Annotated in this window: 19 protein-coding genes; 9 read left to right on the top strand and 10 right to left on the bottom strand. The window is 61.8% G+C overall.

Annotated elements, in window-relative coordinates; genetic code table 11:
- The first annotated feature begins 2 nt into the window (after positions 1 to 2).
- The 4 genes from KI235_RS01030 (at position 3) to KI235_RS01045 (ending at position 5,318) form a co-directional block, all read left to right on the top strand.
- Entirely contained in the window at positions 3 to 992 is a 990-nt protein-coding gene (locus tag KI235_RS01030; protein ID WP_003196507.1) for a sulfate ABC transporter ATP-binding protein, read from the top strand.
- A 281-nt stretch (positions 993 to 1,273) separates the two neighbouring features.
- A complete protein-coding gene (locus KI235_RS01035) occupies positions 1,274 to 2,635 on the top strand; it encodes a hypothetical protein (RefSeq protein WP_003196508.1) in 1,362 nt (453 codons plus the stop codon).
- Complete coding sequence (locus KI235_RS01040; protein ID WP_212795439.1) at positions 2,632 to 3,144, top strand: sorbitol dehydrogenase; 513 nt, start codon at positions 2,632 to 2,634, stop codon at positions 3,142 to 3,144. The genes KI235_RS01035 and KI235_RS01040 overlap by 4 nt, the downstream gene beginning before the upstream one ends.
- Positions 3,141 to 5,318 (top strand): GMC family oxidoreductase, encoded by a 2,178-nt coding sequence (locus KI235_RS01045; protein WP_003196512.1) that lies wholly within the window; start codon positions 3,141 to 3,143, stop codon positions 5,316 to 5,318. Before KI235_RS01040 ends, KI235_RS01045 begins: the two co-directional genes overlap by 4 nt.
- Positions 5,319 to 5,489: 171 nt before the next feature.
- Here the strand turns inward: KI235_RS01045 and KI235_RS01050 are convergent, their stop codons facing one another.
- Positions 5,490 to 6,014: an Mpo1-like protein gene (locus KI235_RS01050; RefSeq protein ID WP_212795440.1), complete on the bottom strand. Its 525-nt coding sequence runs from the start codon at positions 6,012 to 6,014 to the stop codon at positions 5,490 to 5,492.
- Positions 6,015 to 6,101: 87 nt separating this feature from the next.
- Between KI235_RS01050 and KI235_RS01055 the strand changes: the two genes are divergently transcribed.
- Positions 6,102 to 6,788, top strand: a complete 687-nt coding sequence (locus tag KI235_RS01055; RefSeq protein WP_003196516.1) for a Crp/Fnr family transcriptional regulator — start codon at positions 6,102 to 6,104, stop codon at positions 6,786 to 6,788.
- A gap of 66 nt (positions 6,789 to 6,854) precedes the next feature.
- On the opposite strand, the gene KI235_RS01060 is transcribed toward KI235_RS01055, so the two are convergent.
- Positions 6,855 to 7,859, bottom strand: a complete 1,005-nt coding sequence (locus KI235_RS01060) for an AraC family transcriptional regulator (protein WP_003196518.1) — start codon at positions 7,857 to 7,859, stop codon at positions 6,855 to 6,857.
- A gap of 100 nt (positions 7,860 to 7,959) precedes the next feature.
- Between KI235_RS01060 and KI235_RS01065 the strand changes: the two genes are divergently transcribed.
- Positions 7,960 to 9,033 (top strand): fatty acid desaturase, encoded by a 1,074-nt coding sequence (locus tag KI235_RS01065; RefSeq protein ID WP_028237215.1) that lies wholly within the window; start codon positions 7,960 to 7,962, stop codon positions 9,031 to 9,033.
- Between the two features lie 127 nt (positions 9,034 to 9,160).
- Here the strand turns inward: KI235_RS01065 and KI235_RS01070 are convergent, their stop codons facing one another.
- From KI235_RS01070 to KI235_RS01080, 3 genes are all read right to left on the bottom strand, one after another.
- Entirely contained in the window at positions 9,161 to 11,665 is a 2,505-nt protein-coding gene (locus KI235_RS01070; RefSeq protein WP_212795441.1) for a TonB-dependent siderophore receptor, read from the bottom strand.
- Positions 11,666 to 11,750: 85 nt separating this feature from the next.
- On the bottom strand, positions 11,751 to 12,752 hold the full coding sequence (locus KI235_RS01075) for a FecR family protein (protein ID WP_033063711.1): 1,002 nt from the start codon (positions 12,750 to 12,752) through the stop codon (positions 11,751 to 11,753).
- Positions 12,742 to 13,242: a sigma-70 family RNA polymerase sigma factor gene (locus KI235_RS01080; RefSeq protein WP_003196525.1), complete on the bottom strand. Its 501-nt coding sequence runs from the start codon at positions 13,240 to 13,242 to the stop codon at positions 12,742 to 12,744. Before KI235_RS01080 ends, KI235_RS01075 begins: the two co-directional genes overlap by 11 nt.
- Before the next feature lie 253 nt (positions 13,243 to 13,495).
- On the opposite strand from KI235_RS01080, the gene KI235_RS01085 reads away from it, so the two are divergent.
- A complete protein-coding gene (locus KI235_RS01085) occupies positions 13,496 to 15,376 on the top strand; it encodes a methyl-accepting chemotaxis protein (RefSeq protein WP_003196528.1) in 1,881 nt (626 codons plus the stop codon).
- Between the two features lie 230 nt (positions 15,377 to 15,606).
- On the opposite strand, the gene KI235_RS01090 is transcribed toward KI235_RS01085, so the two are convergent.
- From KI235_RS01090 to KI235_RS01110, 5 genes are all read right to left on the bottom strand, one after another.
- On the bottom strand, positions 15,607 to 16,077 hold the full coding sequence (locus tag KI235_RS01090) for an SRPBCC family protein (RefSeq protein WP_003196529.1): 471 nt from the start codon (positions 16,075 to 16,077) through the stop codon (positions 15,607 to 15,609).
- Between the two features lie 32 nt (positions 16,078 to 16,109).
- Positions 16,110 to 19,679, bottom strand: coding sequence for a non-ribosomal peptide synthetase (locus tag KI235_RS01095; RefSeq protein ID WP_212795442.1), 3,570 nt, complete (start codon positions 19,677 to 19,679; stop codon positions 16,110 to 16,112).
- A 10-nt stretch (positions 19,680 to 19,689) separates the two neighbouring features.
- Positions 19,690 to 20,622 (bottom strand): diiron oxygenase, encoded by a 933-nt coding sequence (locus KI235_RS01100; protein ID WP_003196532.1) that lies wholly within the window; start codon positions 20,620 to 20,622, stop codon positions 19,690 to 19,692.
- Entirely contained in the window at positions 20,619 to 21,395 is a 777-nt protein-coding gene (locus KI235_RS01105) for a DUF3050 domain-containing protein (RefSeq protein ID WP_003196534.1), read from the bottom strand. Before KI235_RS01105 ends, KI235_RS01100 begins: the two co-directional genes overlap by 4 nt.
- A 684-nt stretch (positions 21,396 to 22,079) precedes the next feature.
- Positions 22,080 to 22,772, bottom strand: coding sequence for a GntR family transcriptional regulator (locus KI235_RS01110; protein ID WP_003196536.1), 693 nt, complete (start codon positions 22,770 to 22,772; stop codon positions 22,080 to 22,082).
- 200 nt (positions 22,773 to 22,972) lie between these two features.
- On the opposite strand from KI235_RS01110, the gene lapG reads away from it, so the two are divergent.
- Positions 22,973 to 23,665: a cysteine protease LapG gene (gene lapG, locus KI235_RS01115; protein ID WP_003196538.1), complete on the top strand. Its 693-nt coding sequence runs from the start codon at positions 22,973 to 22,975 to the stop codon at positions 23,663 to 23,665.
- A gap of 14 nt (positions 23,666 to 23,679) precedes the next feature.
- The gene (lapD, locus tag KI235_RS01120; protein WP_003196539.1) at positions 23,680 to 25,626 is read left to right on the top strand and encodes a cyclic di-GMP receptor LapD; all 1,947 of its coding nucleotides are present in this window, start codon (positions 23,680 to 23,682) and stop codon (positions 25,624 to 25,626) included.
- The last annotated feature ends 17 nt before the right edge of the window (positions 25,627 to 25,643 follow it).

The following is a 25,643-nucleotide window of genomic DNA, read 5'->3' on the forward strand; positions in this document are numbered from 1 at the left end:
TCATGTCGATCGAAGTCCGTAACGTCAGCAAGAATTTCAACGCGTTCAGGGCCCTGGACGAGATCAGCCTGGATATCCAGAGCGGCGAGCTGGTGGCGCTGCTGGGCCCGTCGGGTTGCGGCAAGACTACTCTGCTGCGGATCATCGCCGGCCTCGAAACCCCGGACCAAGGCAGCATCGTGTTCCACGGCGAGGACGTGTCCGGCCACGACGTGCGTGATCGCAACGTCGGTTTCGTGTTCCAGCACTACGCCTTGTTCCGCCACATGACGGTGTTCGACAACGTTGCCTTCGGCCTGCGCATGAAGCCCAAGAACCAGCGCCCGAACGAAAGCCAGATCGCGACCAAGGTCCACGAGCTGTTGAACATGGTGCAGCTGGACTGGCTCGCCGACCGTTACCCGGAGCAGCTGTCCGGCGGCCAGCGCCAGCGTATCGCCCTGGCCCGCGCCCTGGCGGTGGAGCCCAAGGTGTTGCTGCTGGATGAACCGTTCGGCGCCCTCGACGCCAAGGTCCGCAAGGAACTGCGCCGCTGGCTGGCGCGGCTGCACGAGGACATCAACCTGACCTCGGTGTTCGTGACACACGACCAGGAAGAGGCCATGGAAGTCGCCGATCGGATCGTGGTGATGAACAAAGGCGTGATCGAGCAGATCGGCTCGCCCGGCGACGTCTACGAAAACCCGGCCAGCGATTTTGTGTATCACTTCCTCGGCGACTCGAACCGCCTGCACTTGGGTGAGGACCGGCATGTGCTGTTCCGCCCTCACGAAGTTTCGCTGTCGCGCTCGGAGCTGGAAGACCACCACGCCGCCGAAGTGCGCGACATCCGTCCGCTCGGCGCCACCACTCGGGTGACCCTGAAGGTGGAAGGCCAGAGCGAGCTGATCGAGGCGGAAGTGGTGAAGGATCACGACAGCCTGGTGGGCCTGGCGAAGGGCGAGACGCTGTTCTTCAAGCCGAAGGTCTGGCAGAAAGTCGCCAACCTCTAAAAGCAAAAGCATCGTCGGAACGCCGCCCGGAGCAAGCTCGCTCCCACAGGGGATTTGTGTGTGGCGCAGATCCATTGTGGGAGCGAGCCTGCTCGCGATGGCGTCCTCGACATTACCTCGATCTGAATCTGAATAACGACGTTTCTGTTTGCTTCAATCGGTTCTACTTCTGCACCTGTCCTTGAATCAAACCCTACCTAGACTCTGACTTGCCAGGAGGCAGTGAGAGTCCAATGACGGACCGGTGTTATCTCCTGGCGCCTGATGCCAAGGAGATGAGTATGAGAGTGGAAGTCAGTCGGCATGGCCCGCTTGGCTGTGCATTGTTAGGCGTCTTGCTGGCCCCGGCCGCCAGCGCCGCCCCCTCGTTGTCCCCCCAGATACCCTTCGATGTCACGGTGACCAAGCCCGTTTCACTGGTCAGCCTGCAAGCCAATTTCGATGAGCTGTCGTGGCAGACCTTCATCGCCCTGAGCTGGCCGGCGCTGGATAACGGCGACCCCAATACCGGCACCTCCATCGGCAAGCAGGATGGCGCCACCGTGTGGGAAAGCTGGAAAGAGAGCTACCAGATTTTCCGCGCCAAGGGCCAGGCCCCGCTGCCCTGGAATGCCCCGGCGACCCTGCCCGAAGCGTGCAAGTCGCTCAAGCCCGGTCGCCTGTTGCAGCAAATGGGCAAGGTGCCCGATGTGCTGGATGAATTTATCCAGCCCTTCGAGAGCGGCCCGCTGGTGGACCAGAACGGTACGTACACGCGCAACGAAATCGTGGTCAACCAATCGATGTTCAACGGCATCGTCGACAACGGCCTGTACAGCATTGAAGGACAGCAGGCGTTTTTCGCCGCGAAGCCGACCAATGCCGTGGCGTTCAGTTGTGGTTCCACCGAGACCAAGCAGGTCGGCGCGGTGATGGTGAAGGCGTCGTGGAAAGTGCTGGGTCCCAACGACAACCGACAGGACTTTCACACCGTCGATGCGCTGGTCTACACCCCGGGCAACAACGACCCGAGCCATGGACCGATTGTCGCGGAGTCGTGCGTGTCCGAGCCGGTCGGTTTGGTGGGGTTGCACATGGTCCATAAGACCGCCAGTGCGGCGCAATGGGTCTGGTCAACCTTTGAGCATGTGAAAAACGTGCCGGAAAAAACCACGCCCGTTGCCCAGCGGACGGGGCCTTATCTGTTCTACAACGCAGCCAGCACAAGCGACATCAACCAGCCGCCGCCACGGCCATGGAACCCGGCGGTCAAGGCGACGCCCTCGCAGATCGTGCGCGACGTGCCGCTCACCGAGGCCACCAAAAAACTGAACGCTACGTATCAAGGCCTGTTGCGTACGGTGAACCCGAAGAGCGTCTGGGCGAACTATCAACTGATCAGTACCCAGTGGCCGTCAGACCCGCCCAAGAACTGCCAGATATCGGCCGCCAACCCGCTGGGCAGCCCAGCGCCCTCGTTCCTGGCCAACGCCACGCTGGAGACCTACATCCAGGGCACCGTGCCCCAGGCGTCTTCCAGTTGCATGGCTTGCCATGGCAATGCGGCCACCCATGTCACCGAGTCGCCGCGTACCAGCTTCGCGGATTTCACCTATTTGCTCGAACGCGCACAGTCCACCAGTGGACAAGGAGCCAAGCAATGAGCAGCAATCTGGATAATTTCGTAGGCCTGTCATCAGCCCTTATTGGCATCTCGATGGATCGTTTGGCACCTCAGATCGACCCGGTCGGTTTGCCGCCGATCTTTCTCGATTATGTCACTGCGCGAGTTCCTTCCGACGTGCTCAACGCGCTCTTGACTCAATACGCCACCCTGGTGGCTGAGCACTTCCCGCCCGACCAGATCGCCCAGCAGATACTGAAGTTCAACATGCAACCGACGATTCCACGCACGGTACTCGCCGCGCGCTCGATCATGAAGCTGTGGTTGTTGGGCGTCTGGTATCAACCGTTCGATATGGCGCCCTTCAAGAAAGATGATTCAGCGGTGGTGTCCGATCAGGCCTACATCCACAGCTGGGCCTGGAAAATCGCCCAGGCTCACCCGATGGGCTACAGCGAATCGTTTTTTGGGTATTGGAACAGCGCGCCCTCCAGCCTTGAAGATTTGACCGGCGTATCCGCTAACGGACAGCAAGGAGCGTTGTCATGAGTACCGAACAAGCCGAAGTGGTGATCGTTGGCGCAGGCCTGGCCGGTAGCATCATTGCCTATCAGTTGAGCATGGCCGGGATTGATGTACTGGTACTCGAATCGGGGCCGGAGATACCGGTCAATCGTGCCCAGTATCTGGAGCGTTTCTATACCGCGACGCTGAAAACCCCTGAGTCCCCTTACCCACCAAGCACGACACTGGACCCACATCTCAAGGGGCCGGCCGAACTGAACGCTCCACGGGCGACCATTGCCGATCTGCTCAATGGCAACTGGAACAACCCGGCGGTCAGCTACTTGGTCCAGAAAGGCCCGATGCCCTTTACGAGCACTTACGAACGGGTGGGTGGCGGCACGACATGGCATTGGGTCGGAACCTGCCTGCGCATGGTGCCGAACGATTTTCGCCTGCGGTCCAAGTATGGCGTCGGGGTGGATTGGCCGATAGGTTATGACGATCTGCAAAGCGCCTATTGCCGGGCGGAAGCGGAAATCGGTGTGTCGGCCAACGTCGCCGACCAAGGTTATCTGGGCATGACCTTTCCCGAGGGTTATGCATTCCCGATGCGCAGCATTCCGTTGTCGCTGGTCGATGGCAGCTTTGTCACGGCTGTCACGGGACAGACGTTCGATAGCCTGCCGCTGGTAGTCAGCCCGACGCCGGCTGGGCGCAACTCCCAACCTTATGCCGGTCGCCGGGTATGCGCCGGCAATACCAACTGCACGCCGATCTGCCCGATCCAGGCCAAGTACGACGCCACTGTGACCATGAACAAAGCGTTGAATACTGGCAAGGTCCGCGTGCTTTATCGAACCGTGGCCAGCAAAGTAACCGTTGGCACTGACAGCAATATCAATGGCATCGAGTTCAAGCAATATCAGTTGGAAGATGGCCCCGTCACTGGAACCGGCGTGGCAATAGGACAACGTTATGTGATCGCCGCCCATGCGATCGAAACACCGAAACTGCTACTGCACTCCGGCGTGGCCAACAGCAGCGGGCAAGTGGGGCGCGGCCTGGCTGACCATCCCATTTATCTGGCGTGGGGGTTGATGCCCGAGGGCAAGGCGATTTTCCCCTACCGGGGACCGCTATCGACGGCCGGCATCGAAAGCCTGCGCGACGGTGCCTTTCGCAGCGATCGTGCGGCGTGGCGTATCGAGATTGGCAACGAAGGTTGGAACTGGCCGGCCGGTGATCCCTACACCACGGTCGCTGACTTTATCGATGGGAAGAACAATGGCGGCGCCAACCCGAGCAATAAATTGCTATCCGGAACGGCGTTGGTACAAAAGCTCAACGACGTCTTCACCCGCCAGTTCCGGATCGGTTTCCTGGTCGAGCAGGTCGAGGACGATCCCGACCACGCGCAATGCTACATCGTGCCCTCGACCCAATACACGGACCGGCTCGGCATCCCTCGGCCGGAAATCCACTACAACCTGTCCGAGTACACCATGAAGGGTTTCCAGCAGGCGAAAGTACTGGCGACACGCATCATCGAGGAGCTGCTCGGTGCCCAGGAGTTGACGGGCATCATCGGACCTGGATGTTTTACGTACGACAAGGTGCCCTACAGCTTCCAGGGCGCCGGCCACCTGATGGGGACTTATCGCATGGGCGATGACCCCACCAAGTCTGTGGTGGACAAGTACCAGCGCAGTTGGGACCACAAGAACCTGTTCCTGGTGGGCGATGGCGTGTTCCCCAGCACCGGCACCTCGAACCCGAGCCTGACGATTGCGGCGCTGTCGTTCCAGGCTGGGGATACGCTGGCCAATGACCTGCGGGCGGTGACGATGCAGGTCCAATCCAACGTCGCCTGGCAGGGCACTGGCGTGCAGGTCAACGGGTTGGTACCGCGACTGGTGCGCTATGTCAGTGGGCGATGGTGTGCCAGTCCGCAGGGTGGCAATGTCGATGGAAATGGCGGTTCGAGGCACATCGACTACAGCAGCTATGCCTTGCCCGGTGCCGCCGAAGGCGCCTTGATCGGTCGCGTGGGCAATGATGGCAAGCCGTTCCTGGTGGGTGACCTGGGGCAGGTTCCGGGCGACCAGCAAGGGGAACTGCAACTGTGCATCAACGATGACCTGACCGGGCAGCACGGGTCTGGCTTGAAAGATAACACCGGCGCGCTGACGATTCGGGTCGAGTTTGGTGCGCTGTAAGGCTTGAGCGGTAACGGTCCAACTCCTGTGGGAGCGAGCTTGTGGGAGCAAGGCTTGCCCGCGATGGCATCGCCTCGGTCTATCAGTTACACCGAGGTGTTTGCATCGCGGGCAAGCCTTGCTCCCACAGGTTCGTTCCCACAAGGGGGGAGGCGGGGTATTGCGGTGTTTTCAGGCGGCCGAGCGCTGGTTGCGCAACGCCACCGGCCCGACGCGCTCTTCGATGGCCTGCTTCAGTTCGCCGCGAAGCCCCAGCAGAAAACCCGCTTCCACTACCACAAACAGCGGCCCGACAATCAGCCCGGTGAGGTCGTCGACGAACGCCGGCTTGCGGCCTTCGTAATAGTGACCGACGAACTGGATCACCCAACCCACCACGAACATCCCCAGGCCACTGCCCAGCCACACCAGGGTGCTTTGCGCGGCGAGCACCTGGCCCAGCCATAGCGCCAGGCCCAGCAGCCCCGTCATCAACACCCCCAGGCGCAACTCCAGGCGCAGGTTGAACCAGGCACTGGCCACGGCCACCAGCAGCGCCGGCGACACGAGGACTGCGCCCACTGGCCAGCCGGGCCGTGACAGCAGCACGGCGACGGCGACGAAGATCAGCGGGATACCGATGAAATGGCTGGCGATGTTGCGCGGGTCGCGATGATAGGCGGCGTATTGACTGAGATGATCGACGAGGCTTTTCATTGTTGTTCCTCCTGAGGTGATGCCTGCATGATGCCCAGGTACCACAAGGCGTTCTGTCAGTTAGCCGACACTTGTCCCGGAGTTTCCATGAATTCGCATCCCTGGCACTCACACCTGATGGCCGGCCACTGGTACAGCCATCTGCCTGTTGAGTTACACAATAGTCTGCTGGGCATGGCGCGGGTGCGCCGCCTGCCGCCGGGGCATCGGTTGTTCCAGCGTGGCGACCCACCGTGCGGGCTGTATGCCGTGCTGGAGGGCGCGGTGCGCGTCGGTGCGGTGAACGAACAGGGCAAGGAGGCGTTGCTGAGCGTGGTAGAGGCGCCCCACTGGTTCGGTGAAATCTGCCTGTTCGATGGCCAGCCGCGCACTCATGATGCGGTGGTTGTCGGTCAATGTACGCTTCTGCACGTGCCCCAGGCGCCGTTGCTGGCATTCCTGCAAGAGCAGCCGATCCACTGGCGGCATCTTGCATTATTGATGAGCCACAAACTGCGCCTGACCTTCATCAACCTCGAACACCTGAGCCTGATGCCCGCCCCGGCCCGCGTGGCCCACCGCCTGCTGCTGATCGCCGAAGGCTACGGTGAAATCGAACCGGCCCGCCGGGTCCTGCAACTGCCCCAGGAACAACTGGCGCTGATGCTCGCGCTGTCACGCCAGACCACCAACCAGATCCTCAAGGACCTGCAGGCCCAGGGCATCCTGCACCTGGGTTACGGCGAGATCGAAATCCTCGACATCGAGCGGTTGCGGGCCCTGACCACGCCCTGAACCCGATCTGAACCTTTTGGGAGCGAGCTTGCTCGCGATTGGCGGCAGCCCAGGCACTGCAAATCCCTAGCGCAACCCTTCCCGAAACTGCCCTGGCGTCATCCCGGTCCAGCGCTTGAATGCGCGGCTGAAGCTGCTGGCATCGGCAAAACCCAACAGGTAGCTGACTTCGCTCAGCGAGCAATTCGGATCCCGCAGGTGCAGCAGCGCCAGATTCTCCCGGCACTCGTTGAGCAGGGCGTCGAAACGGCAGCCTTCGTCGGCCAGGTGCCGTTGCAGGCTGCGCAGGCTCAGGTGCATGGCTTGGGCGATGCGTTCGGCGCTGGGCTCGCCTTCGGGCAATTGGGCCTCGATGGCCGAACGTACCTTGCGCTCCCAGGTCAGCGGCTTGAGCTGGGCGAGGGTGCGTTCGAGCACGGTTTCGTTGTGTTCGGCCAGTTCCGGGTTGGCGTCGTCCAGATGGCTGTCGAAATCAGCGAGGTTGAACTCCAGGCAATCCTGCGCGGCGCCGAAATGCACCGGCGAGCGGAACACTTTGTGCCAGGGGCTGGGGTCCGCCGGTTCCGGGCGCCGCAGGTACACCGCCAGCGGTGCGTAATCACGGCCGAGGCGGTTGCGACAGGTGCGCACGTAAATCGCCGTGAACGCGTCGATGGCTTCAAAGGCTGGCACCGGTCGGCCCGGCGGCACCTCGAGGCTAAAGCGATAGCGGTCCTCTGCGCGGATCAGTTGGAGGGTCAGTGCATCGCTGACCACCGGGTGGTAGCGCACGATCCGTTCGAACACTTCCCGCAGGCTGCCGCTCGCCACCAAGGCATAACCCAGTGCGTGAAACGTGGTGGGGCTGACGAAGCGCGACACCCGCAGGCCGATGGCCGGGTCGCCGCTGGCCTGCACGGCCAATGCCCACAGGCGGGTAGTGGCCGAGAGCGGGTAACGGGCGTTCGGGTCGTCCATCCATTGCGGGTCGAGGCCGGCCTCGACGCACAAGGCGTGGCTGTCCAGGCCCAACGCATCGAGCTGTTTGCGCAGGGCGCGGGTCCAGCTGGCAAGGGAGGTGGGTTCAGTCATGACGATTGGCGCTTGCGGTCAACAGGTTGGCGTTTACGGCTACCACCCCGTGGGACTACGCCCGGCAGGATGAGCACATCTCTAACAGAGGATGTAAGCCATGCACGGCACTTGCGCAAGCCCCGAGCGATTGAATGCACAACAACGATCGGCCCATATTCGCCAGGTGGTCCTGGCCCGGGGCGAAGAATTGCGCCAGCGCTATCCGATCCTGCGCCACCAGGATGCGTTGGGCGCGGGCATCCTGGCGTTCGCCCTGGCCGGGATGATCGGTTCGGCGCTGCTCTACATCAACGGTCACCTGGCCGGGTGGGCGTGCCTGTTGCTCAACGCGTTTTTCGCGTCCCTGACCCACGAGCTGGAACACGACCTGATCCACAGCATGTATTTTCGCAAGCAGCGCCTGCCCCACAACTTGATGATGGGCCTGGTGTGGCTGGCGCGGCCGAGCACGATCAATCCGTGGATCCGTCGCCACCTGCACCTCAACCATCACAAGGTGTCCGGCAGCGAGGCCGACATGGAAGAGCGGGCCATCACCAACGGCGAGCCCTGGGGACTGGCGCGGTTGCTGATGGTCGGGGACAACGTGATGTCGGCCTTCATCCGCCTGCTGCGGGCCAAGACCTGGGCGCACAAGCGCAGCATTCTCAAGCGTACGCTGAAGGTGTATTTCCCGCTGGCGTTGCTGCACTGGGGCGCCTGGTATGTGTTTCTCGGTTTTCATGGGGCCAACGGCATCGCCAGTCTGCTGGGGACTTCAATTGATTGGTCGTCCACAACGCTGGCGGTTATGCACGTGATCGACATCGCCGCGGTGGTGATCATCGGCCCGAACGTGTTGCGCACCTTTTGCCTGCATTTCGTCAGCTCGAACATGCACTACTACGGCGACATCGAGCCGGGCAATGTCATCCAGCAGACCCAGGTGCTCAACCCCTGGTGGCTGTGGCCGTTGCAGGCGTTCTGCTTCAACTTCGGCAGCAGTCACGGCATTCATCATTTCGTGGTGAAGGAGCCGTTCTACATTCGTCAACTGACGGTGCCGGTGGCGCATGAGGTGATGCGCGAGATGGGTGTGCGGTTCAATGATTTTGGCACGTTTGAACGGGCGAACCGGTTTGTGCGGGAAGAGGGTGTGGTGCGGGAGGAAGGGGATACGGTTCGGGTCTGATCGTTCCCATGCTCTGCGTGGGAACGCATCCCGTGACGCTCCGCGTCACACTCCAGAAGCGGAACGCGGAGCGTCCCTGGCGACGTTCCCACGCGGGAGCGTGGGAACGATCGATCTGAGGAACAGGTTAGAACTGATAACTCACCGTCGCCGCCACATTGCGCTCTTCACCCATGTAGCAATAGCTCAGGCTGGCGCACGAAGCGACGTAGGTTTCGTTGGTCAGGTTGTTCGCGTTCAGGCGCACGTCCACGCCCTTCAAGCCGACCTTGCCCAGGTCATACCCCGCCGAGGCATCGAACAACGTGTAGGACGGCACCTTCATGGTGTTCTCCGCATCGGCCCAGCTGTAGCCGACATAGCGCACGCCGCCACCCAGGCGCAGGCCGTCGAGGGCGCCGCTGTCGAACTTGTAGTCAGCCCAGACCGAAGCCATGTGGCGCGGGGCCTGGGTCGGTGAGTTGCCCTTGTTTTCGATGATGTCGGTGGTGGTGCTCAAGGTGCTGATCATCGATTTCGAGTATTCGATGTCGGTGAAGGTGTAGCTGCCCAGCACTTTGAATTGTTCGGTCAGCTGCAGGTGCGCTTCCAGTTCCAGGCCCTGGGAGCGCACGGCCCCGACGGCGCGGTAGAAGTTTTCCTGGGGCAGTTTGGTCGCCAGGTTTTCCTGGTCGATGCGAAACAGCGAGGCGGTGTACAGGTCATCGGTGCCCGGCGGCTGATACTTCAGGCCCAGTTCCCATTGCTTGCCATCGGTCGGCGGCAGTGGGTTGCCGGCGCTGTCTGCGTAGGAGTTCGGATTGAACGACTCGGAGTAGCTGATGTACGGCGCCAGGCCGTTGTCGAACAGGTACAGCGCCCCGGCGCGGCCCGTGAGCTTGGTGCGTTTGTCGTTGATCTCGGTGCCTTCCGGGCGGCCAAATTCGGCGATGCGGTTTTCATCCGAGGTTCGGACCCAGTCCTGGCGCAGGCCGAGGGAGAAGCGCCATTTGTCCATTTCCACCAGGTCTTGCAGATACACGCCGGTCTGCTCCAGGCGCCGCAGGTAACTGGTGGGGCTGAAGTAGGTGATGGTCGAGTTGCCGTAGGTCGGGTCTAAGGCATTGATCGGCGCGAGGCTGCCGCTGGTCCAGTCGACCACGGTTTTGCGCCGCTGGTAGTCGACCCCCATCAGCACGGTGTGCTTGGTCGCGCCGGTAAAAAATTCGGCTTGCAGCATGTTGTCGACGATGAAGGAGTGGAGCTTTTCTTCGGCGCCGGTGTAGTAGCGGTTCAGCTCGTTGCTGGTGGGCGTGGTCCAGCCATAGGCGTAGACCTGATCGTTGGTGACTTGGGAGTCCAGGTAGCGGAAGTTCTGCCGGGCGGTGAAGACATCGTTGAAACGGTGCTCGAACTGGTAGCCGAACGACTGCTGGTCGCGTTCGTAACCGTCGACGCCAGGCTCGCCTTCGAAGAAGCTTTCGGAGATCCGCCGGCCGTTGCGCTGATGCAAGGTGCCGTCGGCCGGCATGCCACCGTGGTAGCCGCCGTCGGGGTCATGCTGCAGGTAGGCTTGCAGGGTCAGCGAGGTGTCCTCGCTGAAGTCGATGTTCACCGTGGGCGCGAGGGCGAAGCGTTTTTCCTTGTTGTGGTCGAACTGGGTGTCGGAGGTGTCCGCCAGGCCGATCAGGCGATAGGTGATGCGTTTGTCGTCATCCACGGGGCCAGTGAAGTCGAAGCCCATGCCGCGTTGGCCCTGGGTACCGACCGTGGCCTGGATCTGGTGATAGGCCTCGTACTGTGGCTTCTTGCTGGTGAGCGCTACCAGGCCGCCGGGCGAGCTGCGGCCGTAGAGCACCGAGGACGGACCCTTGAGAATGTCGACCCGCTCCAGGAAGTACGGATCGACCTGCATCGAGCTGTAGGTGCCGCTGTCGCCCATGGACTTGAGGCCGTCGAGGTAGATGTTATCCACCGAGCCGTCGTTGAAACCGCGCATCGCCACGTAGTCGTAGCGATGGGTCGCACCGTAGGGGTTGGTCAGCACGCCGGGGGTGTAGCGCATGGCCTGGGACACGGTTTGCGCGCCCTGGTCGTCCATTTGTTCGCGGGTGACCACGGACACGCTCTGGGAGGTTTCGCGCAGGGCGGTACTGGTCTTGGTGGCGACCTGGCTGTGGGTGGCGTTGTAGCCTTCCATGCTGCCCAGGGCGTTACCCAGGGCGAAGCCCTTGATGTCGGTGGTCGGCAGTTCCAGCGTGCTGCCAGCGGTCTGGGTTTGCAGCACGTAGCTGCTGCCATCCTGGCTGACGGCAACCAGCCCCGAGCCGCTGAGCAGTTGGCTCAGGGCCTGGTCGGGCGAGTACTCGCCCTTGAGTCCCGGGGACTGGACGCCGCCGGTTTGCGCCGGCGTGCTTGCCAGGGTGATCCCGGCCTGGCGGGCGAACTGGTTCAGTACGTCGCTCAGTGGGCCGGGGGTGATGTTGTAGCCCTGACGGCTGGCGGTCACGCCGCTTTGTGCGGCGAGCGCGAGCATCGGCACGACGCTGACCCCAAGCGCAGTGGAGAACAGCGCTGCATGGATCGCCTGGCGCAACAGGCCCGGTTGCGCAGAGAAGCCGAAGGGGTTCTTGAGAAGCAAGCGCTCAGTCATTGTAGGTTCCGTTGGAGTCGCTGAAGGCAGATAAGGGGTGCTTACTGTCCTAGCCGGACGCCGGCCTGAAACCCGCCAAAAAAAATCAAGCCAGGCGCTGCACCGTGATCCACCAACGGGTTCGATAACGGACTTGCACGGGGAGCGTGCGTGGCAGGACGGCGAGCAATTTGTCGGTGTCCTCCAAACGAAAAACCCCCGACAAGCGCAGGTCGGCAATCGACGCCGCGCAGTTCAAATAGCCTGGGCGGTAGCGTCCTACTTCGTTGAGAAAGTCTGCCAGGCGCATGTTGCGCGTGACGATCAAGCCGTCGGCCCAGGCGCCTGCGTCCATGTCCAGCGGCGGCGCCAGGGTCGCCGTCGATGTGGTGACCAGGTAGCTTTGCCCGGCCTCGACCTGAATGGGTGTGCCATCGCTGTTTGGGTGCGAACGGATAACCACCCGGCCGCTGGTGACGCTCAAGCGTGTGCAGTCGCTGTCCTGGCGCACGACGAAGCGCCCTTCCAGGCCTTCGAACAGGCCATGGCGGCTTTGTACCCGCAGCGGGCGCCCCGGGTCGCGGCCACAGGTGACCATGATTTCGCCGCGGGCCAGGGTAATCAGGCGCTGCCGGGCGCTGAAATCCAGGTTGGCGGCGCTGTGGGTATTGAGCTCTAGCCGCGTGCCGTCCGGCAGCTGGAAGCCTCGGCGCTCACCGGTGGCGGTGGCGAAATCGGCATTCCACGGCTGCCAGCCCAGGTCCTTGCCCAGCCATGCCGCGCAGCCCACAAGTGCGACGCCCGACAACAACTTCAGGGCCTGGCGACGACTGAGGCGCTGGGCGCTGTTTTCCAGGGTATCCAGGGCGACATGAGCACCGGGCACGGCCCGCAGGTTGGAGGTCAATTCACTGTGCAGCGATTGCACCCGTTGCCAGGCCAGTTCGTGTTCCGGGTGGGCGGCGCGCCAGGTGTCGCACTGTTGGCGCAGGGTCGGGTGGGTGGTGTGATTGCGCAGGCGCAGCAGCCAGTTGATCGCCTGCCTGACCACCTGTTGCGACGGGCCGTTGCGTCGGCTCTGCAAGTGCTCCGCCGGCTCAGCTTTCATAGCGCAACACATAGCAGTGGTACAGCGCATCGGCGACGTAGCGTTCCACCGAGCGCAACGAAATGCCCATCTGTTCGGCAATCTGCTTGTACGTCAGGCCTTCGCACTGGGCCAACAGAAAGGCCCTGCGCACTTTTGGCTTGAGGCCTTCGAGCATCCTGGCGATGGCTTCGAGCAGTTCCAGAATCAGGGCCTGTGCTTCAGCACCAGGGGTTTCGGCTTCCGGCAGGTGAGCTATGGTTTCCAGGTAGGCGCGTTCGATTTCCGCTCGACGCCAATGGTCGATCACCAGGCCTTGGGCGATGGTGCGCAAAAAGGCGCGTGGGGCGCGAAGCTCCAGGCGTTCGCTACGCTGCAACAGGCGCATGAAGGTGTCTTGGGCCAGGTCCGCGGCATCGGCGGCGTTGCCCAGGCGGGTGCGCAGCCACGTATTGAGCCAGCCGTGATGACGGCTGTAGAGCGCCTGTACTGCAAACTCGGGAGATGACATGGACGCAACGGCCTGGATGTTACAAATGATAATAGGTCGCATTGTCATCAGCCGTCGGCGAATTTGCAACCACCGTTCGCTCGCCGTGTCCTCCCGTCGGCTATTTCTTCGCATCCCTAATTATTTGTACAGGTTTGCCGACAGACTTGTACGTGTGCACCAAAGTGGAGCGGATTGATAACCGCTCGCACTGTTACATGGAACGTTGCAAATCTGGAATGCACCCCCACTCCTTGCATAAGAAGCCTCATCAATGAATCTAAAGTTCAGCCACAAAATCCTTCTTGCCGCCTCTGGTGTGGTGGTCCTGGCTTTTGCCCTGTTCACGCTCTACAACGATTATTTGCAGCGCAACACCATCGGCAGCAGCCTTGAGTCGTCCATCGAGCAATCCGGCGACCTGACGGCCAGCAGCATCCAGAACTGGATGAGTGGCCGGATACTGGTACTGGAAAACCTGGCGCAAAACATCGCGCACCAGGGCGCTACTGCCGATCTGCCGGGGCTGGTCGATCAGCCGGCGCTGACCTCGAACTTCCAGTTCACTTATGTGGGCCAGGCCAACGGCGTCTTCACCCAGCGCCCGGACGCCAAAATGCCTGACGGCTACGACCCGCGTCAGCGCCCCTGGTACAAACAGGCGGTGACCGCCGATAAAACCATGCTGACCCCGCCTTACCTGGCGGCGGTGGGTGGCCTGGTGGTGACCGTTGCCCTGCCGGTGAAGCACAACGGCGAACTGCTCGGCGTGGTGGGCGGCGACCTGAGCCTGGAAACCCTGGTGAAAATCATCAACTCCGTGGACTTCGGTGGTATCGGCCATGCGTTCCTGGTCAGCGGCGACGGTCAGGTAATCGTCAGCCCGGATAAAGACCAGGTGATGAAGAACCTCAAGGACATCTACCCCGGTACCCCGGTGCGCATTGGCAAGGGTATCCAGGAGGTTGAGCTGAACGGGCAGGACCGTATCCTTTCGTTCACCCCGGTTACCGGCCTGCCGAACGCCGAGTGGTACATCGGCCTGTCGATCGACAAGGCCAAGGCCTACGCGCCGTTGAGCCAGTTCCGTACGTCTGCGCTGATTGCGATGTTTGTCGCGGTGGCGGCCATTGCGTTGCTGCTGAGCCTGTTGATCCAGGTGCTGATGCGTCCGTTGACCACCATGGGCCGTGCCATGCAGGACATCGCCCAGGGCGAAGGCGACCTGACCCGGCGCCTGGTGGTGCAGGGCAAGGATGAGTTCGCGGTGCTGGGTGGCTCGTTCAACCAGTTCGTGGAGCGGATTCACGCGTCGATCTCGGAAGTGTCTTCCGCCACTCGCCAGGTGCATGACCTGTCGCAGCGGGTGATGACCTCGTCCAACGCTTCGCTCGTCGGCTCGGATGAGCAGAGCGCTCGCACCAACAGCGTGGCTGCGGCCATCAACGAGTTGGGCGCCGCGACCCAGGAAATCGCCCGCAATGCCGCCGATGCCTCGCAACATGCCAGCGGTGCCAGCGAGCAGGCCGATGACGGTCGCCAGGTGGTGGAAAAAACCATCCAGGCCATGACCGAGCTATCGCAGAAAATCAGCCTTTCGTGCACCCAGATCGAAACCCTGAACGCCAGCACCGACAACATCGGCCACATCCTGGACGTGATCAAGGGCATCTCCCAGCAAACCAACCTGCTGGCCCTGAACGCGGCCATCGAAGCGGCCCGTGCCGGTGAAGCCGGGCGTGGTTTTGCGGTGGTGGCCGATGAAGTGCGCAACCTGGCGCATCGCACCCAGGAGTCGGCGGAAGAAATCCACAAGATGATTACCTCGCTTCAAATCGGCTCCCGTGAAGCGGTGACTACGATGAACGCCAGCCAGACGTCCAGCGAAGAAAGCGTGGAAGTGGCCAACCAGGCCGGCCTGCGACTGGTCAGCGTGACGCAGCGTATCGGTGAGATCGACGGCATGAACCAGTCGGTGGCTGCTGCGACCGAAGAGCAGACCGCTGTGGTTGAAACCCTCAACATGGACGTCAGCCACATCAACCTGCTGAACCAGCAAAGCGTGGCCAACCTCAATGAAACCCTGAAGGATTGCGATGCCTTGTCGCAACAGGCCAATCGACTGAAGCAACTGGTGGACAGCTTCAAGATCTGACCCAGTCGCAAGCCGACCCACCGCCATCGCGAGCAAGCTCGCTCCCACAGGGGACTGGCGGTGGGTCGGCATTTTGCATTCAACCCCGGAACCAAAACTGTGGGAGCGAGCCTGCTCGCGATGGCGGCCATCCAGTCAACATCGCCGACACAGACCCACCGCTTTCGCGAGCAAGCCCACACACATAGGTTTGGTGGTGGCCCTGAGTCTCAAGGCCACCCTGGAGCAGGTTATGCCTCGGGGAACATCCCCTGCACATTCCCCATCGCCTCATCGGCGAAGCCCTGGAGGAAATCCCGGAAGCCCGCCGGCGTGTGGGCGTCGGTGTGGTCGGCGATGATGGTCCAGGTGGCACGGCAGCGGTTGTCCGCCAGGGGTTCGACGCGCATGGCTGCCCACAGGTTGTCGATGCCCAGGGTGTTGTAGATCAGCGTCCAGGTCATGTGCATGGCCTGGTCGTCGCGGCTGTTGAGCTGTTCCACCACCAGGTTCTGCCCATCGCGGAAGAATTTCTTGCGCAGGGACCTCACACCCTCGCCGGTCATTTCGATGTGCTCCAGTGCCGGAATGAAATGGTTGAATCCGCCAAAATCACCCACCACGTCCCAGACGCGCGCCGCGTCGGCCGCGACCTCCACCGAGGTTTCGACCTGGCAGGCTTGGGGGTTTTTGATCAGGGTGTCGGGTTGAAATGCACTCATGGTCTTGCTCCTTGCTTTGGGTTGAGGGTGTTTCAGATGAAGTCGATGGCCTTGAGGTAATCGGCGCCGCGACGCAGCAGGGCCGGGGACTTTTCCGGGTAGCTGGCGCCCATCTGCCGCACGCCGGCGCGGGCGTTGTCGTGGCTGATCAGCGAGATATCGCCGATGTCTTCCTCGAAGCCGTTGAGGTAGAAACCCAATACGCCAAACAACGCGTTGTCGGCATCGACCCGAGCCAATTGCCGTTGCCACTCGGCAACGCTGACCAACGAAAATTCCCGGCCGCTGTCGCGAAACGAGGCGACGTAAGCGTCCCAGCTCAAAGGCTGCGGGTTGTGCAGGTTGAACACCGCTTGCGTCGGCTGGTAGCGGCTGGCGTGGAAGGCGATGAAGCGGGCCAGGAAATCCACCGGCATCAGGTCGAAATTGAGGGACAGCTCCGGCACCTGGCCGAGCTGGATCGAGCCTTTGAGCATCAGCATCAACCGATTTTTATGGGGCTGGCAGACCCCGGTCAGGCTGTTGAAACTGATGTTGCCGGGGCGGAACAGATTGACCGACACCCCGCGATCCCGGGCCCGTTGCAGGATCCGTTCGCCGACCCATTTGGACAGGTTGTAGCCGTTCTTGATGTAGATCGGCGGCGTCTTGGCGGCTGGCTGTTCCAGCACCTGGCCGTCGGCGTCCAGGGCACTGGAGGCGGAAAGCGTGGAGACGAAGTTGAAGATCTTCTTGCTGCGCCCTTCACACAGGCGCAGGCATTCGAAGATCGGCTCCACGTTGTCCCGCGCCAGGGACTCGTAGTCGAGCACATGGTTGACGTGGGCGGCGTTGTGCACCAGCGCGCCGAAGGTACGGTCGATGCGGGCGTAGACGTCGTCCGGCAAACCCAGTTGCGGTTGAGTAATGTCGGCGGCGTACACACTGACGCGGTCCAGGTCCAGGTGGGTCAGGTGATTGTCCTGAAGGGCTTGGGAGAAGCGCTCGGCCGCGCTTTGTTCCGCGCTCGCGCGCACCAGGCACGCGACTTCGGTGGCGCCCCAGGCCAGCAGTGCCTCGACGATGTGCACGCCGAGAAAACTGTTGGCGCCGGTCACCACCACCTTGTGCACATCGCCGCATTGGCTGATGGGCAATGGATCGAGGTTGAGCTCGGCCTCGGCATCGATGAAGGCCTGGGGGCTGAGGATCGATGCACTGTTTTGATCAGGATCGTCCAGCAACTTGGCCAAGGTCATCAGCGTCGGTGCTTCGATGAAGCGATTGATCGACAGGCTGCGGCCGAACGTCTGGCGGATGCTCAACAGCAGTCGCGACAGCAGGATCGAATGCCCACCGAGGTTGAAGAAACTTTCGTCGGTGGCGATGTCCTCGACCGGCAGTTCAAGCAGTTCGGCCCACAGTTGCTGCAGTTGTGTCTCGAGGGCGTTCTGCGGCTGCCGGCGTTGGCCGTCGACCTGCACCTGCACCGCCATGGCGAGCAAGGCCCGGCGATCGACCTTGCCGTTGCTGGTGTACGGCAGGCTCGGCAATTCGACGTAGGCGGCCGGGTGCATGTAGCTGGGCAAGCTGTTCTGCACATGCTCGCGTAACGCCTGGAGGGCGTCACCGGAGTGCTCGGGATGAACCAGGAACGCCAGGATCCGCCGCCGTTCATCGACCCCCACCGCCACTTGGCGAAACAACTGGCTATCGCGCAGGCAGTGCTCGATTTCCTCGGGCTCGACCCGAAAACCGCGGATCTTCACCTGGTTATCGCGCCGACCACACAGTTCGATGCCGTTGTCGGTCCACTGGCCGATATCACCCGTGCGATAGACCCGCAGCGTTTGCCCGGTGGGCAGCGTCAGGTCGAGGTAACGTGTCGCGGTCAGCGTCGGGTCGTTCAGATAACCCAGCCCGACGCCCGGGCCGGCGATGTACAGCTCGCCGGGAACACCCTGGGGAACCGGCTGCAACTGTTCGTCCAGGATCAGCACCCGGCCATTGGCGATGGGCACGCCGAGGTTGCGGTTGTTGTCGCCGACGCCGAACTGTCGTGTGGTCGCCAGCACCGTGGTTTCGGTCGGGCCGTAGATGTTGTGGAACTGGCATTGTGGCGCGAGCTGTTCGATCACGAACGGTTCGCAGACATCGCCACCGGTGATCAGGTGCGCCAGGCCCAACGGTGTATCAAGGGGCATGACGCTCAGCAGCGCAGGCGGCAGGAAGGCATGGCTGATGTGCTGCTGGTGAATCAACGCGACCAATTGCTGCGGATCGCGGCGCTGGTCTTCGCTGGGCACCACCAGCAGGGCGCCGTGGATGAAGGTCGGGAGGATATCCAGCAGCGACGCGTCGAAGTTGATGGTGGAAAACTGCAACGCCCGGCTGTCTCGTTGCAACCCGACGTAGTCGCCGTACCAGGCACAGAAGTGACTGAGGTTGCGGTGGCTGAGCAACACGCCCTTGGGCTGGCCGGTGGTGCCGGAGGTGTAGATCGCCACGGCTGGTTCGTCGCTGTCCACTGTGCGGCGGATCAACGAGGTCGGGATGCCGGGCTTGGGCGATGGCAGTTGCTGGACATTGAGCGTTGGCAACGACAGGTCGCCCAGATCGCTGTCGCCGTCGTGCAGCAGCAGGTCGGCCTGGGCATTTTCCAGGATGAAGCGCCGACGTTGCGCCGGGTGCTGCGGGTCCAGTGGCAGGTACACTGCCCCACAGCCCAGCACTGCCAGGATCGCCGCATACAGGTGCGCGGACTTGGGCAGGCAGACACCGATCACCTTGTGGGAGGAAGGCCTGTGGGAGGAAGGCCTGTGGGAGGAAGGCCTGTGGGAGGAAGGCTTGCCCCCGATGAACGATGACGCGGTTGGGTTGAGAACCTCGGTGTCCTCATCGCGGGCAAGCCTTGCTCCCACAGGTTCTCCAGCAGATCCTTTCTCATGTTCTGCTCGGTGCAGTATTTCCAGCATCGGTTGCTGCAACCTCAGCGCCAGGCGGCGCAAGGATTTGTAGTCGATGAGTTGTCCATCGACCCACAGGGCCGGTTGCGTCGCGTCGTCGAGCATGCGCTGTTCGATGCTGTGCATCACCGGCACATCGGCGGCGGCCAGCAGCCAGTGCACTGGCGGCCGATTGAGGCCGTGCTCGAACGCCAGCGGCTCCAGTGCATCGAGCCCGAGCAGAGGTTGGTCGACAGCGTCAGCGTGCACCGTCGGCCAGTGATCGAAGCAGGTGTCATCCCGGGATAACTGGCTGACCAGCCGTGCGCCGGTCTCGACCACGGTCGCCAGGGTACGCAACCGCAGGGACTGACCGCTGCCATCGCTTTGCGGCGCAATCACTTCCTGGCATAACAGCCGCTGCGCGCCGTCGCGGAATATCACCACCGGTTGCGGCAATACCTCGCCGGGTAGCGTGCGCAGCGCCACGCGGACCTGGAGGCATGAGAGGGCTTCAATGGCCCGCGGTGTCGTACCGTCGTCGATCAACAGGTCGACCGCGCCGTGGTTGGCCGGCGATTGCCGATCCACGATGCCATGGCCGTGCAGCTCCAGTTCCCGGGCCAGTTCGGCCATGGCCTGGCTGGTGCCAGACACTGCAATTTCGAGGCGTTTCATCGAAAGGTCCTCATGGAGTCAGATAATCAGCGAGGGCGTCGCGTACGCAGGGGGACGCGAGCATCGAGCTGCTGCGGAAAAAGCGCGTGATGTTGCCCACCAACGGGTGAAAACGATTGATGGGGTAGGCCAGCGCACTGGCCTCTTCACGCAGCGACTGGCGTACCGATTCGTCGACGGGCAGGTGGGCGATCAGCTCGAAGTCGAACGCTTGCTGCAGGTCGCTCGCCAGGTACTGGACGATGAAACCGGGCATCAAGCGCGCAATCGCCGCGCGGTCCTCTTCGGGCGCGGTGCGCCAGTAAATCTGCACCAGTCGCGTCCAGAAACCGGAGTGCCGGCCCTCGTCGAGCAAGTGATCGGCCATCAGCCCCTTGATCGAGGCCTTGACCGAGTCGTCCCGGGCGAAGGCCGCCACTTCGTTGGTGACGGTGTTCTCTGCGATGGCGATGCAGATCAGTTCCACGGCGCTGAGCAGATGTTCCGGCGCCTGGGCCAGGGTCGCCGGTATCGCGCGGCTGAGTTCGATCTGCCCCGGCAACGGGATCGGTTCGATGCCGGTCATATCGATGGTCTGCTGCATGAAGTCCATCGCCACCAGCGCGTGATAATCCTCATCCACCACCACGGTCATCGCGTCGTAGCGGCAGGCGAACGGGAATTCGATGCCGAAGCGGTTCTTGGCGATGCGGCGGGCGGTGTGGTCCACCAGTTCGGTCTCGAAAATCACCACGTCGTTGATGAACTTGTAGAGGCTCTGCACCAGCACAAAGTCGCGCAATTGCGGACAGTGGCTGAGGAAGGTCTGGCTGTGCACCAGCGGCTGGCGGCTCATGGGGAAGATCAGTTTGTCGTCGTCTTCGACCCGGCGCCGTGGCCGGGTACGGATCGTCGCGCGGCTTTCCCAGGCGTCGGCGAAAGATTGGTATTCGACAGCGTTCATGGCGTCACCTGTGCAACCGGCTGGGCCATGCTCTGGCGCAAGCCATCCCACAAGGCCGCGCGGCTGTGGACAGCGGCGAGCGCGGCGACCAGTACTTCGGTTTCGCGCTGCGGGTCGCCATCGATCAGCCGGGCCAACAACTTTTCTGCCGCCGGGCCATGGTCTTCGGAATCGACTTCGATGTGCCGCTGCAGGTAATAACGAAAGGTCGGCGCCTGATCCAGGCCAATGCCCCAAGCGTCGAGCATGCGCTGGAACATCTGCGGGATGACACTCTCGCGACCATGCACGAAGGCCGCTGCCACGCTGTGGGCCGGGGCGTGCAGGGCGGTGTGCAAGGTCTGGCGGACAAACCGTGCCGCCGCCGGTTCGACCTCGACGCTGTCCAGCGCAGTTTCGGGGCTGACGCCTTCCTGTTGCAGGGTGATGAATTGCTCGATCGCGCGGGTATCGGCACCGATTTCCCGCATGGCGTCCAGGTACAGTTCGAAGTGGCTGCAATAGCCTGCGCCGGGGCGGTCATCCGACTCTTCTCCCAGCACGATTTCATTGATCAGGCGTGCCGCGTGCGGGTCGGCCGGCGGCAGCCAGGGCAGGTGGACGCAGGTGAGCTCGCGTTGCAGCCGCTTGGTCAGCGACATGAAGTCCCAGACGGCAAAGACATGGCTTTCCATAAAGCGGCGTAACAGATCGATTGATGTAATCTCGGAAAAAACCGGGTGTTGGCCAAGTTCGTGTTTTTTTAGAGATAGTTGTTCTTTGGTTGGCTGCATCGGAACGTCCTCATCAATGATATTTTGTCCGGAAGGTTGCTCGTTATTTAATTAAGGCGAGCGGGTGCCTGAACCGGAATCCATGAATTGCCCAAGGGGCTTAAGTATTCTCTTTTAATCGTAATTTCGGCTTTGGATGCCAGTATTTGCTTGGCTTGTCGCAAGTCGAAAGGGTCGCCAGTAACGCGACGAATAAAAAACTAATACATGAAACAAGTAAGCGGCAAGTACTTTTTTAATTATTTAAAGTTAGTGTTTTATTGGGCGCGAAGAGGGCTGTTAAAACTTTTTATATAAGTTTTATTTGGGCGAAGAAGCTCCTTCCGATTTAGGGGTATCAGAATCGAATAGTTCGAGTGAATGCCTCACTCGGAGCACTTCAGGGATCGGGGAGTTAAGAAGTTTTATGTTATGGGCAGGACGTCGGTCGGACATCCGATCATCCCGCCGGTTGGACGACGCTCCTTGCGTATTGGCTTCGATTCGTCTGGCCTCAGCCAGGCGTTGACTTCTTCAGGTCTGTTTTGAATCGACAAGCGCAAGAGTGAGCCCAAATCGATGGCAGTGCCATTGAACTGATGGGACGACGAGTCGCGGCCACGGCCAAGCCGCGCCGCGCAGGCGACAAGTGAGTCGGAAGGATATGTAAGAAGTTTTTACGCCGGCTGGACCGTCGAGGTGGGATCAAAGATTCGACGACTGTTCCAGGTACCGGCGCATGGTGACCGAGGCTTTTTCCAGGTGTCGCTCCAGCAATACGACGGCGTTATCGATGTCCTTGGCACGCGCGGCGTCGAGCAGCGCGCGATGATCGTCCTGGCTCAACTTGCCCAGCCCCATGGATGACAGATGAAAACGCAGGAAGCGCTCTTCTTCATTGAGCTCGCGCTCGATCAGGTCCAGCAGCTTGCTGTTGGGTGCCTTGTGATAAAGCGACATGTGGAACAGCCGGTTGAGCTTGCCGATCTGGGCGTGATCGGTTTCCGTTTCCAGCTGTTCGATGTACTGGGCGGCCAGTGCCAGGTCGTTGTCATCTAGCAGTGGAATGGACAGGCGCAAGGCGAACGATTCCAGGACCGAGCGCAGGGCGTAGGTTTCTACCGCATTGTTGGTGATCAACGGCGCCACCACGGCGCCCTTGTGCTGAACCACATTGAGCAGTGACTGCGCTTCGAGCTGGCGCAATGCCTCGCGCACCGGCATGCGGCTCACGCCGAACAGGTCGGCCAGTTCCTGCTGGCGCAGGGCGGTGCCGCAAGGCAGGCGTCCATCGAGGATGGCCTCGCGCAGAGACTCTTCGATGATCGAGCGAGCCTGGTCAGCCGGGATGGGGCCGTTGACCTGGATAGTGCTGAGTGGTTTGGGCTTTTGTGTCACGACAACACCTGACTGATAGTAACGACAATTGGATCCAAGCCAACGTTAGTTACAGATTGCCAAGCCGTCAAAATCTCGCGGCCCCAGTTCCTGAACTAAAGTTTAGTCTGCTTGCGGTGATTGCAACCTGCCATTGTTTTTTACCCGGCCAGGCTTCACCATCCAACGAATTTCCAACGGCCCTTTTCGGACGTATTCCCTTGGCTGCACCTTTCCCTGTTCTCAGGTCCTTGCGCTGGCTGTGTTCGGCATTGTTGCTGGCCGGCCTGATGCTGGGTGGCTTGCAGGCTGACTGGGACTTTGCGCAGATCAGCCGACGGGCGCAAGCGTTATATGGTCCCTTGGGCGAAGGTCAGCAACGGATCGACGCATGGCAGCAACTGTTGGCGACCCAGAAACAGATCCCGGAACTGGAACAGCTCAAGGTGGTGAACCTGTTTTTCAACAAACAGGTGCGCTACGTGGAAGACATCGACCTGTGGCGCGAGGTCGACTACTGGGAGACCCCGATCCAGGCCCTGTGGAAGGGCGCCGGCGATTGTGAAGACTACGCCATCGCCAAGTATTTCAGCCTGCGCCATCTCGGGGTGTCCAGTGACAAGCTGCGCATCACCTACGTCAAGGCCTTGCGGCAGAACCGTGCGCACATGGTGCTCACCTATTACGCCACGCCCGAGGCGATGCCGCTGGTACTCGACAGCCTGATCGACGGCATCCTGCCGGCCAGCCAGCGAACCGACTTGCTCCCGGTCTACTCTTTCAATGCCGAAGGGCTGTGGCTGCCGGGCGCCAAGGGCAACAAGAAAGTGGGTGACACCAAGCGCCTGTCCCGGTGGCAGGATGTGTTGAAGAAAATGCAGGCCGAAGGTTTTCCGGTCGAGACGACTAACTAGGAGCGCGCGCTCAGATGTCCTTGTTCAAACAGCTGTTGATCGCTATCTGTCTGTTCCTGGTGGTTGCCTTCAGCGGCAGCTTCATGGTCAGCCTGGAGAGTTCGCGGGCCCAGTACGTCAATCAGTTGCGCTCCCACGCCCAGGACGCGGCCACGGCGCTGGCGTTGTCGCTGACGCCGAACATCGACGACCCGGCGATGGTGGAGCTGATGGTCAGCTCGATCTTCGACAGCGGCTACTACGCCAGCATCCGCGTGGTCGACGTGGCCACCGACAAGACCCTCGTCGAGCGCACCGGCACGCCGGACGCCGGCAGCGTGCCGCAATGGTTCGTCAAGCTGATCGGCCTGGAACCGGCCGGAGGCGATGCCATCGTCAGCCGCGGCTGGGAACAGGCGGCCCGGGTTGAAGTGGTCAGCCACCCGATGTTCGCCCTCGCCAAGCTGTGGCAGAGCGCGTTGGGCAGCCTGGGTTGGCTTTTGCTGTGCGGTGCCGTGAGCGCGGTGCTGGGGGCCTTGCTGCTGCGTCGTCAGCTCAAGCCGCTGGACTACATGGTGCACCAGTCCCATGCCATCGCCCGTCGCGAGTTCCTGAGCCTGCCAGAGCTGCCGCGCACGCCTGAACTGCGCCGCGTGGTGCAGGCGATGAACCAGATGGTCGAGAAGCTCAAGGCGCTGTTCCAGGAGCAGGCCGAGCGCAGCGAGAAACTGCGGGTCGAATCCTACCAGGACAACCTCACGGGCCTGGCCAACCGGCGCTACTTCGAAATGCAGCTCAATGCCCGGGTGAGCAACCCGGAGCAGGCCAGCTCCGGTTATCTGCTGTTGCTGCGGGTCAAGGACTTGGCCGGTTTGAACCAGCGGCTGGGCGGGCAGCGCACCGACCAGTTGCTCCAGGCCGTGGGTGAGCAATTGCTGCGTGAGTGCGCGCGGTATCCGGAAACCCACAATCTGGTCACACGTATTCGCGGTGGGGAGTTTGCGGTGCTGGCACCTGGGCTGGTGCGCGAGGAAGCGCTGCAACTGGCGCAGAACCTTGAGGCTGCGTTGGCGAGCCTACATGCGACCGGCGCGACGGATGTGGCGTCGGTGGCCTCCATCGGGCTGGCGCCGTTCGTCCATGGCGACTCGCCGCAAGCGGTGCTCCAGCTCGGCGACCAGGCCCTGGCCCAGGCCGAAAGCCAGGGCGAACCGGGTTGGGCCTGCCTGGATCACAGCGCGGTGGCCAGTGTCGGTGACGATCACCATGCCTGGCACACGTTGCTCGACCAGGCGTTGAATCATCAGCGTTTCGAACTGTACTTCCAGCCGGTGGTGGCCGCCCAGGACACCCAGGTGGTGCTGCATTACAAAGTGCTGTCGCGGCTGCTCGACGAGCATGGCCAGACCATCCCCGCCGGGCGGTTCCTGCCCTGGTTGGAGCGCTTCGGCTGGACTGCGCGCCTGGACCGTTTGATGCTTGAACAGGTGCTCAGGCAAATGGCCGGGCATGAACAGTCTCTGGCGTTGAACCTGTCTTCGGCGACCTTGGCCGATCCGCAGGCGCTGAACAAGATCTTTGAGATCCTGCGGGCGCATTCCAACCTTGGGTCGCGCCTGACCCTGGAGATTGGTGAAGAGCAATTGCCGGAGCAAGCGGTGCTGGAGCAGTTGACCCGGCGTCTGCGTGAGTTGGGCTTCTCCTTGAGCCTGCAGCGTTTTGGTGGGCGGTTCAGCATGATCGGTAACTTGTCGCGTTTGGGGTTGGCTTACTTGAAGATCGATGGCAGTTATATCCGCGCGATTGATCAGGAAAGTGACAAGCGACTGTTCATCGAGGCGATCCAGCGGGCTGCTCACAGTATTGACCTGCCGTTGATTGCTGAGCGGGTTGAGACGGAGGGGGAGTTGGCGGTGATTCGTGAGATGGGGTTGTTTGGGGTTCAGGGGCAATTGGTGGGTGAGCCTAAGCGTTGGGGGTGAGGCGGTCTTTTATCCTT

Origin of the sequence: Pseudomonas sp. St386, from assembly GCF_018325865.1 — a bacterium.
Classification (GTDB): Bacteria; Pseudomonadota; Gammaproteobacteria; order Pseudomonadales; family Pseudomonadaceae; genus Aquipseudomonas; species Aquipseudomonas brassicacearum.

Coding starts and splice junctions, on each gene's coding strand:
- KI235_RS01060 (WP_003196518.1), bottom strand. CDS start 7,859: ATGACTGAACCCACCTCCCTTGCCAGCTGGACCCGCGCCCTGCGCAAA.
- KI235_RS01100 (WP_003196532.1), bottom strand. CDS start 20,622: ATGAACGCTGTCGAATACCAATCTTTCGCCGACGCCTGGGAAAGCCGC.
- KI235_RS01030 (WP_003196507.1), top strand. CDS start 3: ATGTCGATCGAAGTCCGTAACGTCAGCAAGAATTTCAACGCGTTCAGG.
- KI235_RS01035 (WP_003196508.1), top strand. CDS start 1,274: ATGAGAGTGGAAGTCAGTCGGCATGGCCCGCTTGGCTGTGCATTGTTA.
- KI235_RS01050 (WP_212795440.1), bottom strand. CDS start 6,014: ATGAAAAGCCTCGTCGATCATCTCAGTCAATACGCCGCCTATCATCGC.
- KI235_RS01085 (WP_003196528.1), top strand. CDS start 13,496: ATGAATCTAAAGTTCAGCCACAAAATCCTTCTTGCCGCCTCTGGTGTG.
- KI235_RS01075 (WP_033063711.1), bottom strand. CDS start 12,752: ATGAAAGCTGAGCCGGCGGAGCACTTGCAGAGCCGACGCAACGGCCCG.
- KI235_RS01080 (WP_003196525.1), bottom strand. CDS start 13,242: ATGTCATCTCCCGAGTTTGCAGTACAGGCGCTCTACAGCCGTCATCAC.
- KI235_RS01045 (WP_003196512.1), top strand. CDS start 3,141: ATGAGTACCGAACAAGCCGAAGTGGTGATCGTTGGCGCAGGCCTGGCC.
- KI235_RS01055 (WP_003196516.1), top strand. CDS start 6,102: ATGAATTCGCATCCCTGGCACTCACACCTGATGGCCGGCCACTGGTAC.
- KI235_RS01095 (WP_212795442.1), bottom strand. CDS start 19,679: ATGAAACGCCTCGAAATTGCAGTGTCTGGCACCAGCCAGGCCATGGCC.
- KI235_RS01070 (WP_212795441.1), bottom strand. CDS start 11,665: ATGACTGAGCGCTTGCTTCTCAAGAACCCCTTCGGCTTCTCTGCGCAA.
- KI235_RS01105 (WP_003196534.1), bottom strand. CDS start 21,395: ATGCAGCCAACCAAAGAACAACTATCTCTAAAAAAACACGAACTTGGC.
- KI235_RS01065 (WP_028237215.1), top strand. CDS start 7,960: ATGCACGGCACTTGCGCAAGCCCCGAGCGATTGAATGCACAACAACGA.
- KI235_RS01040 (WP_212795439.1), top strand. CDS start 2,632: ATGAGCAGCAATCTGGATAATTTCGTAGGCCTGTCATCAGCCCTTATT.
- lapD (WP_003196539.1), top strand. CDS start 23,680: ATGTCCTTGTTCAAACAGCTGTTGATCGCTATCTGTCTGTTCCTGGTG.
- KI235_RS01090 (WP_003196529.1), bottom strand. CDS start 16,077: ATGAGTGCATTTCAACCCGACACCCTGATCAAAAACCCCCAAGCCTGC.